We start from the raw sequence: 16,003 nt of genomic DNA on the forward strand, positions 1-16,003 counted from the left end.
GTTTATGGGATTTATTATTCCATTGATGGAAATACGGCTTCTTCTGTTCAGTTTTTCCTGACAGACAGTACAAAAAACTATCTTCGTGGAGCCCTTTATTTCAATGAACAGCCAAGACTCGATTCAATACAGCCGGTTCTGGATTTTGTTAAAAAGGATATAGACCAAATGATTAAAACCTTTAAATGGAGAAACTGAACAGCTATTTTTTTAGAAAATAAGTTAACCTGAGATCAATATAAAATTTTGCATGACTACTTAGGTTGAATATTTTCATTTGTTTTAGAAAGCAAGGTCTGTGATTCTTCGGTTCCAGCAGTCCCGTGTTCTGCCGTAGTTTTTGCGTATAAATTCCTTTATAATTTAAAAATCTGCACGGCAAAAATCTACAGCTGCCACCCGGGTTTATTTCAAATGGCAGATGGTCCTTTTTCCGGGCAGTCCTTCCCTATGAAATACAGCTCCGGGTAAAATAAACCTTGCCGAAGGATGTATCTTCCGGCTACTCGCAATTTGAAATAGAACGTGATTTCTTGCCGGAAATACTCCAGAGGAAAGGGCTAAACCAGCCTATAACACACAAGCATTGGTTTCTAAAAATCAATTGTAGGGACTCCAGATTCTCATCAGACCAATTATAACCGTATTTTTTACCCTTATTATATTATCTACTCAGGTTAAGATAGTTTTTAGCAATGCCAATATCGCCTTTCAACACTTTACCATGTAACCTACTGCTATTATGGTATCATTATTATTGTTTCTGTACAAAATACATCCTAAGGATATGAAAGATTCAATCCAACAATTATCTTAGCTGTTTGGCTTTTACTAACTAATTGAAAATTCATGAAAGCGTTTTATTTGTTCCTCCTGCTTATTATCGTCCAAAGTGCCTCAGCTCAGCTAAGTTCTGATGAAAAGAAGATTATAGATTATCTAAAAGCCCATCATGGGGAAGCTGAAGAATTATTGATTGAATCGGTCAATATCAATAGCGGAACACTGAATGTAGATGGAGTAAGAAAAGTTGGTGCGGTTTACCGGAGAGAACTTGATAAGCTTGGCTTTACTACTGAGTGGGTTGATTTGCCCGATTCTTTACGTCGTGCAGGTCATCTGGTGGCCAGCCGTAAAGGCAGCCAGGGTAAACGTCTTTTTCTCATTGGCCATCTTGATACTGTATTTGAGTTGGATATGGAATTCAGTCCCTATCAGAAACTGAATGATTCCACAGCAACCGGACAGGGGGTGAATGATATGAAGGGTGGTAATGTGGTCATGATATCTGCTCTGAAAGCATTGCATGAACTAGGTTTATTAAATAATACCCAAATCATCGCTTATTTCACCGGAGATGAGGAAAGCTCGGGTTCTCCGCATGAGGTAGCAAGAAAAGATTTCATTGAACGTGCAAAAACAACAGATATCGCTTTGGGCTTTGAAGGTGCTCAGGGTTTAAATACTGTTGCTGTAGCCAGAAGAGGTATTGGTGGCTGGACATTGAATGTGTCTGCTAAAACAGGGCACTCTGCTGGGATATTCAGCGAAAATGCAGGCTATGGGGCTATTTATGAAGCAGCCCGTATCATAAATGAATTCAGAACTCAACTTAAGGATGAGAAATACCTTACTTTCAATCCTGGTTTGATCAGTGGTGGTTCAGAGATCCGGCTTGATCCTGCCAATGCAAGGATGGAAGCTATTGGTAAAACCAACATAATCTCACCAACAACTTTTGTAGCCGGGGATCTTCGTTTCATTTCAGAAGTTCAGCGGGATAGGGCACGGGAAAGGATGAAAGCTATTGTATCCCAAAGTCTTAATGGGACTTCTGCCAGCATTTCTTTCACTGACGGATTACCTGCAATGGAACCTACTGAAGGGAACTATAATCTTGTTAAATATCTCGACCGGATTACTCAGGATATGGGAATCGGAGTTACCAGGGCCGGAGATCCCGGTGCCCGTGGGGCGGGCGATATTTCTGATATTGCAAAATATGTAGATAGTCTTGATGGTATGGGTGCTTCCGGAAGCGGTGCACATAAACCGGGTGAATTAATCAATCTGAAGGAGTTTCCTCTGCTTATACAACGGGCTGCATTGATGATTTACAGATTAAGCCGTCAGAATCCGGCTCTGAATTAATCCCTGATGATTTACAGGCCTGACATTGTGCAATACTCAAAATGTACCTGTGGGTACGCTCTGACAAACAGAAGGTACTAAGTGTATTAAACGTTGTTATTTATATAATTCTTTAAAGTAGATCCTGCCAAAATAGCTTAGCGGATTTTAAGTTTTTAAGAATGAAAAACCGGAATATATCCCGGTTTTTCTAATGGATTAAACTGCATTTTTATACCAAATTATAAAATAGTACAAAAAAGTGGATTTGTTAAGCCCTTCTTGGGCTCTTGTTGGGCAAAAAGTTCATTTTTGGCACTTTCCGCCTAATAATCGCCCAACAAATTACCTCTAAGGGCCCTTTTAAGTCCCGGGATGGCTCAAACGGAGACAAAAATACCTTGAAATAAATAATCTGGCTTGAATAAGGATATATATTTCTTAATATCGGCTAAAATAAGCCTTCCAGTCAGCATTTATCCTATGGTATGACCAATTTGTCACGCGAAGTACAAATACATCAAATTTAGTCTTATTCTCCTTCAGGTTTCCAGTTCCGGGATAAACCTCAATTTCTACGATTTATTTTATCAAAATATCCTTTTACAAATTGCCTTTCACTGCTTGTTTTTCTATTTCTTTATTAATGATTTTAATTTTACTTAGTGTAATTCAACAAGAGTTCGATATTAAGCTATCTAAAGATTAGTATTTAACCACATAGATTGAATTTATTATGAGCTTCAAGAAATCTTTGTCTAAAATGTAGGTAAATTTCAATCCAATTTCGGCTTAAGCCAATTCATAATTTGGTACTTTTACAATTATGATCCAGATTAAATCCTTTGCTTTTAATCCTTACCAGGAAAATACCTATATCCTTCATGATGATACACTGGAATGCGTGATCATTGATCCAGGCATGTATACCGGTGAAGAACAGAATGCATTTCTAAAATATATTGCTGAAAATAACCTGAAACCGGTATTATTGCTTAATACCCATTGCCATATCGATCATGTACTGGGGAACAAGTTCATTTATGATACTTATGGCTTGTTCCCCCAATTTCATAAAGGAGAGGAAATGGTATTGAATTCTATTGTTTCTTATGCTCCACAAATGGGAATTCGTTATGAAGTATCTCCTTTACCTCAGGTCTATCTGTCTGAAAGCGGAACGGTAAAGTTTGGTGAAACTGAGCTTGAACTGATTTTTTCACCCGGTCATTCACCCGCCCATCTCTGTTTTTTTAATAGAGAAGAAAAGTTTTTAATTGGCGGTGATGTTTTGTTCTACCGCAGTATTGGACGTACTGATCTGCCCGGCGGGAACTACGATCTGCTGATTAGCAACATACGTGAAAAACTATTTACACTGCCTGATGAAACCAGGGTTTACCCGGGGCATGGACCTGCGACAAGTATAGGTTTTGAAAAACAATTCAACCCTTTTTTAAGCTAACCTGAGGATTAAAAAAGGTGAACACATCTTACTATATCGCCAAAAGATATTTATTCTCAAAGAAATCTGTTAATGCAATAAATTTTATTTCTGGTATCTCCATGCTCGGGGTATTTGTAGGAAGTGCAGCATTGATCATTATCCTTTCGGTTTTCAATGGATTTGAAAATATTGTACTTACGATGTACAATACCTTTAGTCCGGAGTTAAGAATAGAACCTGCAGAAGGGAAAACATTCGATCCTTCTGATAGTCGTTTTATAAATCTGAAAAATGACAAACGTTTTCTTAACTATACAGAAGTTTTAGAAGAAAAAGCATTGGTGAGGTATGGTGATAGTCAGTCGATTGCCCTGATAAAAGGAGTTAGCGAAGGATTTATGAAAAACAGGACTGGTCTGGATTCGGTTATTTCCAGCGGTAGTTTTACGCTCCATCATATTGGGAGAGACATGGCTGTAATCGGTTCAGGTCTGCAAAATTCTTTATCGGTAAATCTAAATAACGAGTTTCAAACCCTTGATATTTATTCCCCCAAAAAAGGGGCCTCAAATTCCATAAATCCCGCTGATGAATTTAATGTTCGTTCTATTTATCCCTCCGGAGTTTTCATGGTACAGCAGGAGTTCGATAATATGGTCATTGTGCCGATTCAGTTTGCACGTACCCTGCTTGATGAGGAGAAATTAATCTCTTTTATTGAGATTAATATGGTGCCGGGTACAGATGTAGACGAACTTCATGATGAAATAAAGAGCTTGCTGGGAAACAATTTCATAGTCAAGAATCGAAGTCAGCAGAATGAGTTGCTCTACAAAATCCTGAATTCCGAAAAATGGGCTATTTTTCTGATACTCACCTTTGTGCTGATCATCGCGATCTTCAATATTATTGGCTCCTTAACCATGCTGGTAATAGATAAACGAAAAGACATAGCAATTCTGAGCAGCCTTGGAGCAAACAGGCAGTTGATCAGGGGTATCTTCTTTATTGAAGGGATGATGATATCAATGCTGGGATGTATCGTGGGAATGGCTGCCGGACTGGTGTTTATTTTGTTACAGCAAAAGCTCGGATTTATTGCAATGTCAGGCACTAACCTCATTATTGACCACTATCCGGTAGGGATCAAACTCTCTGATTTTATCCTGGTCTTTGCTACGGTGTTGACAGTTTCTGTGATCGCCTCGGGTATTTCTTCACGTTTAAGTGTGAAAAATACAGTGGATTTGAGGGAGGATCTATAAATATTTGTTTGGTATCAGATAATTTTTCACATAATCCTCAACACCTTCTTCCAGACTATAGAAATCAAGGCTATAACCAATAGACCTTAACTTCTCCATGTTGGCCTCTGTAAAATACTGATACTTTTCACGGATATCTTCCGGTGTGGGAACAAATGAGATGGAAACCGGGGTATCCATTGCATGGAAGGTTTGTGTTGCAAGGTCAAGGAATGTTCTTGCTTTACCTGTCCCCAGGTTATAAATACCCGAATCTTTACGGTGATGCATCAGAAAATACAAAACGTTGACTACATCTTTGATGTAAACAAAATCACGCATTTGTTCGCCGTCTTTAAATCCGGGATTATGGGACTGGAATAATTTCATAGCCCCTGTTTTTTTGATCTGATTGAAAGTATGGAAGATCACGGAGGCCATGCGTCCTTTATGATATTCGTTGGGGCCATACACATTGAAAAACTTTAGTCCTGCCCAGAAATAAGGTTTCTTTTCCTGCTCTAAAGCCCATATATCGAAGTCATTCTTAGAATCACCGTAGGGGTTAAGGGGCTTCAGCATCGGAATCTTTGATTCATCATCATCATAACCCTGCTCCCCTAATCCATAGGTTGCTGCAGAAGAAGCATAAACAAGCGGAAGGCCAAATTCGGTACAGATATTCCAGATGGTCTTAGTATAGTCGAGATTCAGCTGATTGAAGAGCTTAACATCCATCTCAGTAGTATCAGTCCGAGCCCCAATATGGAACACAAACTGTACATGCAAATGGTTTTCGCGCAGCCATTCTGCAAAGACCTCCCTCGCTACCTGTTTGGAATAGCGTTTACCCTCGAAATTTTTATTCTTGATTTCACTGGAAAAATCATCTACCAGTACCAGGTCATAAAAACCTTCATCGTTTAATTTTTGAACCAAACAACTTCCGATAAATCCTGCTGCGCCTGTAATAATGATCATGCTAAATGATTATGTCTTTTGTACAATTATAAGAATAAGTTTTGTTTCGTTTCCGGGATGATACCGACTTTATGTGCTTCCTCAAAGAAGGTTTGAACGGCTTTTCTTCCCGTTTCACCCAGATCAATGGAAAATTTGTTGACGTATAAATCAATGTGTTTTTTAATGACCTCTATACTCATTTCCTGCGAAAGTGAGCAGATGAAATTCATTCCGGATTCGGGATGATCAAATGCATACTCTACACTTCTACGAATGATACGGTTCACTTTTTGTTTTATTTCTTTGGGAAGATCCCTTTTAATCATAATACCTCCGAGTGGTATAGGACCCCGGGTCAGATCCTCCCAAAATTCACCCAGATCGATGATCTTTTTCAAGCCCTTCTCCCGGTATGTGAAACGGTTTTCATGGATGATTACACCCATGTCGATCTGACGGTTCAATAAGGCGGATTCAATTTCAGAAAATTTCATCTCAATCTTGTTTTTGGCTTCAGGAAAGGCGAGACTTAGAAGGAAATTGGCCGTGGTATATTTGCCGGGAATGCCAATCCTGAGGTTTGAAGTCTGAGATTTGAGATCTGCAAAACTATAGGTAGAAATATAATATTCGTTATTGCAAATCAATAATGGGCCAACTCCGAAACCAAGTGCGCTTCCTGCATGGAGTAGCACATAATTTTCAGTCAGGTAAGCATAAGCATGATAGCTCAATTTAGTAATATCGAGGTCTGTCCTGAAAGCTTTTTGATTGAGAGTTTCAACATCATCATATACCACATCAAAGCTAAGTCCTTCGGTGTCGATCTTCTGATGGATCATCGCATCAAAAATGAAGGTATCGTTGGGACAGGGTGAAAATCCGAGGCTCAGTTTCATGCGTTGAAAAGTTGAATAAGGGTATCGTTCAGGTTTTTTATTGCGAGTTCGACTTGCCAGTTCGCCCGGTTGCGCCGTTCAACAATATTTGAAATCGCCCGAATCTGTATCCCAGGTCTGCCGGCTTGTTCACAGGCATAGAAAAATGCAGCGCCTTCCATTGTTTCGATCTGCGGATGAAACCTCTTGACAAATTCAGCGATGGACTTTTCATTGCCATGAACCTTATTTACGGTTACTGCTTTGACATTTATTAGTTGGTCATAACCCGGAAATCCTGATACAGTAGTGGCAGAGAACAGGCTCTTACCTAAGCCAATAGTATCCGCACTCAGAAAATTACTTCCGTCTTCAGCTCCGAATTCTGCAAGAATATCTTCTGATACCCTGCACAAATCACCCGGCTGAATTGCTGTATCGAAACTGCCTGCAATGCCTGCATTAATAGCCAGGTCGAATGCTTTTTCAGCACAATAGCTACCCATAGCAAAGGCAGTGGCGACCATTCCAACACCACTTATCAGAACGCTCACCTGATGTTCTCCAATTTGCTTTTCCCGGATAGAAAGATTTTGGAATCCATGATGAAGCAGAAATGGATTAATCTCGGCCTGAGTTGCGGCTACAAGAAGTATATTCATTAAGCGAAGTTACGCAATTAGCTTTATTTGTCCTTGAGGCATTTTTAGTTTGAGTATATTTGCATTTTAATTTATTGAAAATGATATATATTACTCGCAGAGAGCGTTTTAATGCAGCACATAAGCTGTACAGGCAGGAGTGGAGCGATGAACAAAATCTGGAAATATTCGGAAAATGTTCTAACCCCAACTGGCATGGGCATAATTACGAATTGTATGTAACAGTGAAGGGAGAGATTAACCCTGAAACAGGATTTGTTATTGACCTAAAAGAACTAAAAAGGATCATAACAGTCTACGTGACCAATGAACTTGATCACAGGAATATCAACCTGGATGTAGATTTTATGAAAGGTAAAATGGCTTCAACGGAGGTACTTGCAGTTACAATTTTTGAGGTTCTTAAACCCCATGTCGAAAACCAGGGAGCTATTTTGCATTCAATAAAATTATATGAAACAGAAAATAACTTTGTAGAGTATTTCGGGTAATATTAAAGGAATTGAAACCAATAGTATGAGTATAAAAAGTAATAATACCGAGATTGATAAGATTGATGGTTATGTCAAGATTGATAGTTACGATCAGGAAAAGATCGGGCGTATTGCATCTCATTATAAGGCAATATTAACTGATCTGGGCGAGGATCCATCCCGTGAAGGATTGCTGCAGACACCAGTCCGTGTAGCAAAGGCTCTTCAGTTTCTTACTCATGGCTACGATGCAAAGCCCGAAGAAATTCTACGCAGCGCAATGTTTAAGGAAGATTATAGCCAAATGGTGGTGGTTAAGGATATTGAAGTATTTTCAATGTGCGAACACCATATGCTGCCCTTTTTCGGGAAGGCGCATATTGCTTATATTCCCAACGGCCATATTGTGGGTCTTAGTAAAATCCCGAGGGTTGTAGATGCGTTTGCACGTCGTTTACAGGTTCAGGAGCGATTAACCAATGAAATCCGTGATTGTATTCAGGACACCCTGAATCCTTCGGGTGTCGCCGTAGTAATAGAATGCAAACATCTCTGTATGTCGATGAGGGGTATACAAAAGCAGAACTCGGTTACCACTACCTCTGCATTTACAGGTGAGTTTGTAAATGAAACTACGCGCTCAGAATTCTTAAGACTTATTACCGCTAGTTTGAGTTAAATAAATTTATTAAAAAGAAATATTTTTAACATTTTATCGCCTCTAAGGGCTTTTACAGGATATGAAATCATATATTTTTCCGGGACAAGGTGCCCAGTTTTCAGGGATGGGTAAGGATCTTTACAATAATTCTGAAGCAGCAAGAAATTTATTCGAAAGTGCAAATGAAATCCTTGGATTCAGGATTACAGATATTATGTTTGAGGGTACTGATGAAGATTTGAAGCAAACTAATGTAACTCAGCCAGCCATATTTCTTCATTCTGTGATTCTTGCTAAAGAACTTAAAAGTGAATTCCAGCCCGACATGGTTGCAGGTCATTCTTTAGGTGAATTTTCAGCCCTGGTTTCTGCAAAGGCCCTGTCATTTGAAGATGGTTTACGATTGGTCAGTGCCCGTGCCAATGCGATGCAAAAGGCATGTGAAATCAGACCCTCAACTATGGCAGCTATCCTGGGGCTGGATGATTTTACAGTTGAAGATATTTGTTCACGGGTAAGCGATGTGGTTGTACCTGCTAATTATAATTGCCCCGGTCAATTGGTTATATCAGGAACGATTGAGGGAGTTGACAAGGCTTGCGAATTATTAATTCAAGCCGGTGCAAAGCGAGCATTAAAACTGAATGTTGGAGGAGCATTTCATTCCCCTTTAATGGAACTGGCACGTGTTGAACTGCAATCGGCAATTGAGAATACAGAAATTAATGAACCCATTTGCCCGATTTATCAAAACATTGACGCAAAACCATACACTGATGTAGCCAATATTAAACATAATCTGATTTCACAGTTAACCGGGGCTGTACGCTGGACACAAACAATTGAAAAAATGCTCCAGGACGGAGCAACTTCATTTACTGAAGTGGGTCCTGGTAGTGTATTGCAGGGCCTTGTAAAGAAAGTTGATCGCAGTATACCGACATTCAGCGCTGATTTTTAAAAATATTCATTTAAATTCCCTGAAAGGGACTGATTTTTGTTGACTTAAGTTTTTAAACTTTTACCTAATTCATCACCTTTGTCCGGGAATTTAAAAATTCGGCTTCTTCTTCTTTTGCTGGCCATTGGCTTTGCATGCACTGCTTTAACTATAAATTATACTATTCAGGACGAAGAGGTACTTAGCCTTGAAGCCCGGAAAGTCGAACGACGTCTTCACCGAAAAGAGAAATTAGTTGATCAGTTATTAAATAATGTTGCTGTCCGCGATTCATTAAAAAACATCAATAATAATGGAGAATGGGCTCAATTTATAATTTCTGAGTTCAGTGGAAAGGAAGACATCTATATCCAGACCTTTGAAAAGGGGAAACTCAGTTTTTGGAGTGGGATCCATATCGTATTAGAAACCGACAGTCTGCTTCGGGAAGGAAGCACATTTATTCATTGGAAGAATGGATATTATGAAGCTGTAAAAAAATCCTGGGGAGATTTTTCTGTTATATGTTACATTCCTGTAATGTCTGATTATCCTTATCAGAATGAATACCTGAGGAATAATTTTTCACAAGACCTTCTATCTTCAAACACTTTGCAAATAGCCAGTTTGAATGATAAAGAGGTATTTAATATCCGCAATCTGGGTGGCAAATATTTATTTTCTGTGAAGCTCAAAATGCCGGCCCCTAATTCATTTTACAACTATCTTGAATTATTGATGTGGATTATGGCCATCACTTTTGCTCTGATATTTTTGACCCATCTTTGTATTTCTATAGCAAATAAAGGCAATGTAGGCTTTGCGGTTCTTTTATTGTTTAGCTCGGTTCTCGCTTTCAGACTCATTGATCTTCAAAACAGATGGTTAAGCAGGTATTTTGATATTGAACTTTTCGATCCTAAGCATTACGCCTCAAGTTATTTCTTTCCATCTATTGGAGAATTTTTTCTGAACATCCTGTCTTTTACATGGGTATTAGTATTCATTTACTCTTACAGGAATAAAATCTTAGCGTCGGTTTCCCTTTACAGTAAGCCCATCAGCTATATTTTACTATTAGCAACGGGTTTGTTTGTTTGCATCACTGCGTATATCATTGATGATCTTTTTAATGGACTGGTAACTAATTCGAATATCAACTTTGATGTAAGCAATGTGCTGAACTCTACCTGGTTGAGCTGGTTTGGATTTCTGATCTTCTGTTTTGCAATTCTGAATCTATATCTGATCATATCATTTTCACTTGCCTTAATATCCCGCTTGAATATCAATGCCCTTGAGCGCCCTATCATTTTTGCAGTAGCCCTGTTTCTGGGGATATTATACCATATAATCTTTACGGAGTTTACTGTATACTTTCTTTTATTCGCTTTAATACTCTTTCTGGCAGGTCGGGCCTATTTTAAATCAGAAGGGAAAGTGAAAGCCGGAACTTTGGTTGTCTGTATATTGATCTGTGCCCTCATTGGTTCATTGAAACTATCAAAGTATCAATTTATTAAAGAACAGGAAAGCCGGAAGATTCTGGCAGGTAAACTGGAGTCATCAGTAGATCCCAATGCAATTCTTTTGTTTTATAAGCTGGAAGGGGAAATCATCCGCGATAAATTTATTGTCGATTATTTTAATGACCCCTTATCAAGTCACAGTGCTTTGAATAACAGGCTTGTGAAATTGTATATGGCCGGCTATTTATCCAGATATGATTTCGAGAGTTTTGAGTATAATGAAAAGGATGAATTTTTTCGGGGCGATAGGGGTATCCCACTGTCTAATTTCAAAAACCTGGTCCTAAAGGGCTCGGTCAAAGTCACAGAATATTTTTACCAAAGAAATAATACGTTTGGCTTTAAACAATACTTTGCAATATTGCCAATAATTGAGGATAATAATAAGATTGGAACTCTGGTTTTACAACTTAATTCTAAACGCCTGAATGAAGTCGGTGTCTTTCCTGAACTTCTCATTGATGGAAAAATAAAGGAAGATATTCAGCTCAAAGATTATTCCTTCGCATATTATAGTGACGGTCGCTTACTAAACCAGCATGGGAATTATGTTTATAATCTGGTAAATAATGAATTCAGTGGAAAGAACAGAGAATTTGTTTATGTCAATAGTTCTGAAAATGGCCGGCAATATAATCACCTGATCTTTCAGCCAAATCCCAGAAAGCTTGTAATTGTCAGTCGTGAAATAAACACTCTCTTTACCCAACTCGCATCTGTTTCGTTCATATTTTTAATCTTGTTATTGTTTGCAGGTTTAGTATATGTTCTTCGATTGACCTGGAACAGTTTACAAAACTATAATGTCAGTTTCCGAAATTTCAGGTGGAGGCTGCTGATCTCATCCAACAGAATGCTGTATAAAACAAGGATACAGGTATCTATGGTTGCTGCAGTCGTGATAACACTTTTGATAACCGGTATAATCACCTTTTTCAATATTAGTCAGCAGTACAGAGATCAGCAGGAATACACGGTTTTAGATAAAATTTCCAAGATCGCATCCGGTATCAATAAGCAAATTGTGGATATGGGAATGCCAACTCCTGACGAGCAGGCAGAAGTTGCATTCAATAGCTTAGCCGATCTTAATGGTGTGGATCTGAATTTGTTTGATATTAACGGCAGGCTCCTGCATTCTACTCAACCTAAGATTTATGAGAATGGTTTAATTGCATCTCAGATGAATGCATTGGCTTATTTATATCTTAACAGATTACAGAAATCTGAATTTATAAACAGGGAACGGATTGGAAATCTGTCATTTATTTCTGCATATGTACCTCTGCGGAACAGCAAAAGTGAGGTAATTGCATATTTGGGTCTTCCATACTTTTCGAATGAAAAGGATTACCAGGATCGGATAGGCATTTTTCTGAATGCGCTGATCAATGTTTATGCCCTGGTATTTGTGGCCATAGGTTTTATTGCTGTTTTTGTGGCAAGCAGGATCACGAGTCCGCTGACATTGATTCAAAAACTTCTGCGCGATACTAAAATTGGGGCGAAGAATGAACATATCAATTGGAAGCGGAATGATGAGATTGGAAAGCTGATCAGTGAATATAATACAATGATATCTGCCCTTGAAGAAAGTGCAAAAAAGCTTGCCCGTTCAGAGCGTGAATCGGCCTGGCGTGAAATGGCACAGCAAGTTGCTCATGAGATTAAGAATCCGCTGACTCCTTTAAAACTTGGGGTTCAGTTATTGGAGAAATCCTGGAAAGAAAAGGATCCAAAATTTGAAGCTAAATTTGAACGTTTCACCAAATCATTCATTGAGCAGATAGAAAGTCTTTCACATATAGCCTCTGAGTTTTCTAATTTCGCTAAAATGCCCGAAACCAGATTAGAACAGATAAATCTTAATGAGAAAATAAGGCAATCCATTATACTTTACAGGCAGTCTGAGCACACAACTATTAATTTTGAAAGTGACTCGGAGAATGATATTATTATCAATGCAGACCGGGATCAGATATTAAGATGTTTTAATAATTTAATTAAGAATGCTATCGAGGCCAGGTCTGGTGAAAGGCATTGTATTATTGACATTCTGTTGTACTGCAAGCCAGGTTCTGTATGTGTTGAAATAAAAGATAATGGAACCGGTATGTCTGAAGAACTTAGAAGAAAGATTTTTACTCCAAATTTTACCACAAAAAGTTCGGGTACCGGACTTGGACTTGCATTTGTGAAGCAGGCTTTAGAAAATATTGGTGGGAAAATCACATTTGAAACAGCAGTGGATATTGGTACTACATTTTATATAGTAATACCACTGCTTGAATCCCCAAATGAGAAAATTATCGTGTAAAAACAAAAATTAATGGATAGCCTATTTACCTGAGACTTACTGTTCCTTTTCCCATAGTATATCCATCAGTATAGAGGATTATTGTATAGACCCCTTTCTGGTATGTTCTGCTATCCGACCAATCTATGGTATAGCTCCTTCCGTCATTTGCAAATTCAATCGCGGTTTTATAAGAATATTGTAATTCTTCATCATCAGAAATAAACATTCCTCCGTTATTGCTGATCACCAGATTGCCGCTTGGGTCGATTACTCTCAGAAAAAGAGTATGAATACCTTTTTCAGCTAATGGGTTATTTATAAGTGAAAAGTTTACCCTTAGCTTATCGGTTGTACTTGCACGGGTAACCATACTCTCCTTGCCATTATTCCGAATGTTAAGTGCTGATATTGAAATATTGCCTGATTTAATTGCAGCCGCAGCCTGAACTTTAGTGTATAACTCTTCATTCTGCTTTTCAAGTTCATTTGCTTTGGTGCTTACTGAGTCGACTGCCGACAAGAGCTCATTCCGCTCACTCGTCAGGTCCTGATTTTGTTTTTTCAGTTCATCAATTTCTGTTGAGTATTTGGAAACAAAATATCGTAGTTGTTTTATTTCTTCCTGTGCTTTTGCAAGTTGACCTTGTGTTAGTTGACCTTGTTTGAGGGCATTTCTTAACTCATCAATCTTCTCTCTTGCTATTTCCTGTTCTTTCAGCATTTCCTCTGAAATCTTCAGATTATTGCTCGTTGCATTATCCAGCTCAGCTTCAATTTTATCAATTTCAGTCTGCATTCTGGTTTTTTCATCACTTACAGTAACGATACGGTCATTCGCTTTTTTGTCTTTAAAAAATAAGTAGGTATTGGTTCCTAGTAAGGCAAGAATTACAGCAACCAAAAAATAAATCTTATTTGAGTCCTTTCGTATCGGCTGCTCCTGTTCCGGGTTTTCCATGTTCAATTATCTGTTTAACGAAAATTAAATGTCTATTTAAAATCAATTCGATAAAACCTCATTCGGGACAAATATATTGTTTAAGAATTGGGTTTTAATATTTTTTGACTTGTGTACATACCATTTTAAGCCTTTTAGGGTACCTTAAAGACTGAAATTACACATTTTTTGGTATTGTTTATCCATATTGTTGCCCAAAATACAATAATGCAATTAATTAGATTAATTATCTTTACCCGCTAAACGTTCCTCTTTTACATGGTAAAAAAAGTAATTTTCTTCCTCGCATTCCTCCTCGCTGTTCCTGTTTATTTAAGATCTCAAATTAAATCTAATCCCAAACGAGAGTTCAGGGGGGTTTGGGTAGCTACAGTTGCCAATATCGACTGGCCATCCAAGCCGGGATTAAGTTCTGATATACAGAAGGCTGAACTAATCCGCATCTTTGATGATCATCAGAAAAGCGGCATTAATGCGATAATGTTGCAAATAAGGCCTGCTACTGATGCATTTTATGGTAGAGGCCGTGAATTGTGGAGCCGTTTTTTGACCGGAACTCAGGGAAGGGCCCCGGTTCCAAATTATGATCCCCTTGATTTTGCAATTGAAGAGGCTCATAAACGGGGTATGGAACTTCATGCATGGTTTAATCCATATCGCGCAACAAATAATCTTATTGATGCACATACCGCTGCCAACCACATATCGAAGCAGAAACCGGAATGGTTCTTTACCTATGGTGGAAAGAAGCTTTTTAATCCCGGATTGCCCGAAGTACGCCAATATATTGTGAGTGTAATTATGGATGTAGTTCGAAACTATGACATTGACGGTGTTCATTTCGACGATTATTTTTATCCTTATCCGGAGGCTCAGCCACTTAGAGACAGTGAAACATATTATAAATATGGACGCGCATTCAAAAATATTGATGACTGGCGTCGGAATAATGTTGATACGCTGATCCATACCTTATCAGACAGTATTCACCATGCAAAAAAACATATTAAGTTTGGTGTTAGCCCTTTTGGTATCTGGCGAAACAAATCGCAGGACCCGGATGGCTCTGAAAGTAATGGCTTTGACGGTTATGGTAAGCTCTATGCCAATGCCAGGAAATGGGTACAATCGGGATGGCTGGATTATATAAATCCACAGATATATTTCCCTTTTGGTTATCAGGTGGCTCCTTATGATAAATTGCTCGATTGGTGGAGTAATAACAGCTTTGGAAAACATTTATATGTGGGTCAGGGTGTTTACAGGGCATTAGAAAACCGGCCCGGTTGGAGTGACAGATCGCAGATACCGAAACAGATCAGATATCTAAGAAATAATAAGAATGCTCAAGGGAGCGTCTTTTTCAGCTCCAAATCTGTCAGCAATAATATGGCAGGAGTTAAGGATTCACTTCGCAGAGATTTTTACCGTTATCCCGCCCTTCAGCCAACAATGGCCTGGCTGGATAATGTTAAACCAAATGCTCCAACAGTACTTACAGCCAAATCTGTAACAAAGGGTGTTGAATTAAGCTGGCAAGCACCTGCTCTGGCCAGTGATGGTGATAAAGCTTTTGGATATGTAATTTATAGGGTTAACCGGGGCGAACGAATGGATATTGAACAGGCCCATCATATTTTGAAGATCTCCTTTAAAGCATCAGAAACAACATTTACAGACACTTTAGTTAATGCTAACCGTCTTTATACCTATGTTGTTACTGCTATAGACAGGCTTAAGAATGAAAGTCAGGCTTCAAATGCAGTTACCGCAGGCCCAAGATTCTGAGTTTTAATCTTGGAGCATAAAAAAGCCGTTC

The 16,003-nt window shown here is 38.6% G+C and carries 12 protein-coding genes and 1 pseudogene; 9 read left to right on the forward strand and 4 right to left on the reverse strand.

Annotation, left to right across the window (positions count from 1 at the left end):
• The 4 genes and pseudogenes from VGE44_RS06285 to VGE44_RS06300 all read left to right on the forward strand — a co-directional run.
• Nucleotides 1-198: pseudogene (locus VGE44_RS06285) on the forward strand (gliding motility lipoprotein GldD); the annotation flags it as partial.
• Nucleotides 199-849: 651 nt separating this feature from the next.
• Nucleotides 850-2,151, forward strand: coding sequence for a M20/M25/M40 family metallo-hydrolase (locus VGE44_RS06290; RefSeq protein WP_331077048.1), 1,302 nt, complete (start codon nt 850-852; stop codon nt 2,149-2,151).
• 805 nt (nt 2,152-2,956) lie between these two features.
• On the forward strand, nt 2,957-3,595 hold the full coding sequence (locus VGE44_RS06295) for an MBL fold metallo-hydrolase (RefSeq protein ID WP_331077050.1): 639 nt from the start codon (nt 2,957-2,959) through the stop codon (nt 3,593-3,595).
• A 17-nt stretch (nt 3,596-3,612) separates the two neighbouring features.
• Entirely contained in the window at nt 3,613-4,842 is a 1,230-nt protein-coding gene (locus tag VGE44_RS06300) for an FtsX-like permease family protein (protein ID WP_331077052.1), read from the forward strand.
• Here VGE44_RS06300 and rfaD read toward each other — a convergent pair.
• Genes rfaD through mqnB form a run of 3 tightly spaced genes read right to left on the reverse strand, consistent with a single transcriptional unit; the run spans nt 4,837 to nt 7,324 of the window.
• Nucleotides 4,837-5,802: an ADP-glyceromanno-heptose 6-epimerase gene (gene rfaD / locus VGE44_RS06305; protein WP_331077054.1), complete on the reverse strand. Its 966-nt coding sequence runs from the start codon at nt 5,800-5,802 to the stop codon at nt 4,837-4,839. The genes VGE44_RS06300 and rfaD overlap by 6 nt on opposite strands.
• Nucleotides 5,803-5,828: 26 nt before the next feature.
• Nucleotides 5,829-6,683, reverse strand: coding sequence for a 1,4-dihydroxy-6-naphthoate synthase (locus tag VGE44_RS06310; RefSeq protein ID WP_331077056.1), 855 nt, complete (start codon nt 6,681-6,683; stop codon nt 5,829-5,831).
• Nucleotides 6,680-7,324, reverse strand: a complete 645-nt coding sequence (mqnB, locus tag VGE44_RS06315; protein ID WP_331077058.1) for a futalosine hydrolase — start codon at nt 7,322-7,324, stop codon at nt 6,680-6,682. The genes VGE44_RS06310 and mqnB overlap by 4 nt, the downstream gene beginning before the upstream one ends.
• A gap of 80 nt (nt 7,325-7,404) precedes the next feature.
• Here mqnB and VGE44_RS06320 point away from each other — a divergent pair, with 80 nt between their 5' ends.
• The 4 genes from VGE44_RS06320 (at nt 7,405) to VGE44_RS06335 (ending at nt 13,244) form a co-directional block, all read left to right on the forward strand.
• Nucleotides 7,405-7,815, forward strand: coding sequence for a 6-pyruvoyl trahydropterin synthase family protein (locus VGE44_RS06320; protein WP_331077060.1), 411 nt, complete (start codon nt 7,405-7,407; stop codon nt 7,813-7,815).
• A gap of 25 nt (nt 7,816-7,840) precedes the next feature.
• Nucleotides 7,841-8,476 (forward strand): GTP cyclohydrolase I FolE, encoded by a 636-nt coding sequence (folE, locus tag VGE44_RS06325; protein ID WP_331077062.1) that lies wholly within the window; start codon nt 7,841-7,843, stop codon nt 8,474-8,476.
• A 61-nt stretch (nt 8,477-8,537) separates the two neighbouring features.
• Nucleotides 8,538-9,419, forward strand: a complete 882-nt coding sequence (gene fabD / locus VGE44_RS06330; protein ID WP_331077064.1) for an ACP S-malonyltransferase — start codon at nt 8,538-8,540, stop codon at nt 9,417-9,419.
• Between the two features lie 78 nt (nt 9,420-9,497).
• On the forward strand, nt 9,498-13,244 hold the full coding sequence (locus tag VGE44_RS06335; RefSeq protein WP_331077066.1) for a sensor histidine kinase: 3,747 nt from the start codon (nt 9,498-9,500) through the stop codon (nt 13,242-13,244).
• Nucleotides 13,245-13,269: 25 nt separating this feature from the next.
• Here the strand turns inward: VGE44_RS06335 and VGE44_RS06340 are convergent, their stop codons facing one another.
• The gene (locus VGE44_RS06340; protein ID WP_331077069.1) at nt 13,270-14,184 is read right to left on the reverse strand and encodes a hypothetical protein; all 915 of its coding nucleotides are present in this window, start codon (nt 14,182-14,184) and stop codon (nt 13,270-13,272) included.
• Nucleotides 14,185-14,442: 258 nt separating this feature from the next.
• On the opposite strand from VGE44_RS06340, the gene VGE44_RS06345 reads away from it, so the two are divergent.
• Nucleotides 14,443-15,972: a glycoside hydrolase family 10 protein gene (locus VGE44_RS06345; RefSeq protein WP_331077071.1), complete on the forward strand. Its 1,530-nt coding sequence runs from the start codon at nt 14,443-14,445 to the stop codon at nt 15,970-15,972.
• Nucleotides 15,973-16,003 lie beyond the last annotated feature (31 nt).

The organism is Daejeonella sp., from assembly GCF_036405355.1.
Classification (GTDB): Bacteria; Bacteroidota; Bacteroidia; order Sphingobacteriales; family Sphingobacteriaceae; genus Daejeonella.

What these genes read in the sequence shown, in the direction of transcription:
- VGE44_RS06290 (WP_331077048.1), top strand. Translation starts at nt 850, where the DNA reads ATGAAAGCGTTTTATTTGTTCCTCCTGCTTATTATCGTCCAAAGTGCC.
- VGE44_RS06295 (WP_331077050.1), top strand. Translation starts at nt 2,957, where the DNA reads ATGATCCAGATTAAATCCTTTGCTTTTAATCCTTACCAGGAAAATACC.
- rfaD (WP_331077054.1), bottom strand. Translation starts at nt 5,802, where the DNA reads ATGATCATTATTACAGGCGCAGCAGGATTTATCGGAAGTTGTTTGGTT.
- VGE44_RS06310 (WP_331077056.1), bottom strand. Translation starts at nt 6,683, where the DNA reads ATGAAACTGAGCCTCGGATTTTCACCCTGTCCCAACGATACCTTCATT.
- mqnB (WP_331077058.1), bottom strand. Translation starts at nt 7,324, where the DNA reads ATGAATATACTTCTTGTAGCCGCAACTCAGGCCGAGATTAATCCATTT.
- VGE44_RS06320 (WP_331077060.1), top strand. Translation starts at nt 7,405, where the DNA reads ATGATATATATTACTCGCAGAGAGCGTTTTAATGCAGCACATAAGCTG.
- folE (WP_331077062.1), top strand. Translation starts at nt 7,841, where the DNA reads ATGAGTATAAAAAGTAATAATACCGAGATTGATAAGATTGATGGTTAT.
- fabD (WP_331077064.1), top strand. Translation starts at nt 8,538, where the DNA reads ATGAAATCATATATTTTTCCGGGACAAGGTGCCCAGTTTTCAGGGATG.
- VGE44_RS06340 (WP_331077069.1), bottom strand. Translation starts at nt 14,184, where the DNA reads ATGGAAAACCCGGAACAGGAGCAGCCGATACGAAAGGACTCAAATAAG.
- VGE44_RS06345 (WP_331077071.1), top strand. Translation starts at nt 14,443, where the DNA reads ATGGTAAAAAAAGTAATTTTCTTCCTCGCATTCCTCCTCGCTGTTCCT.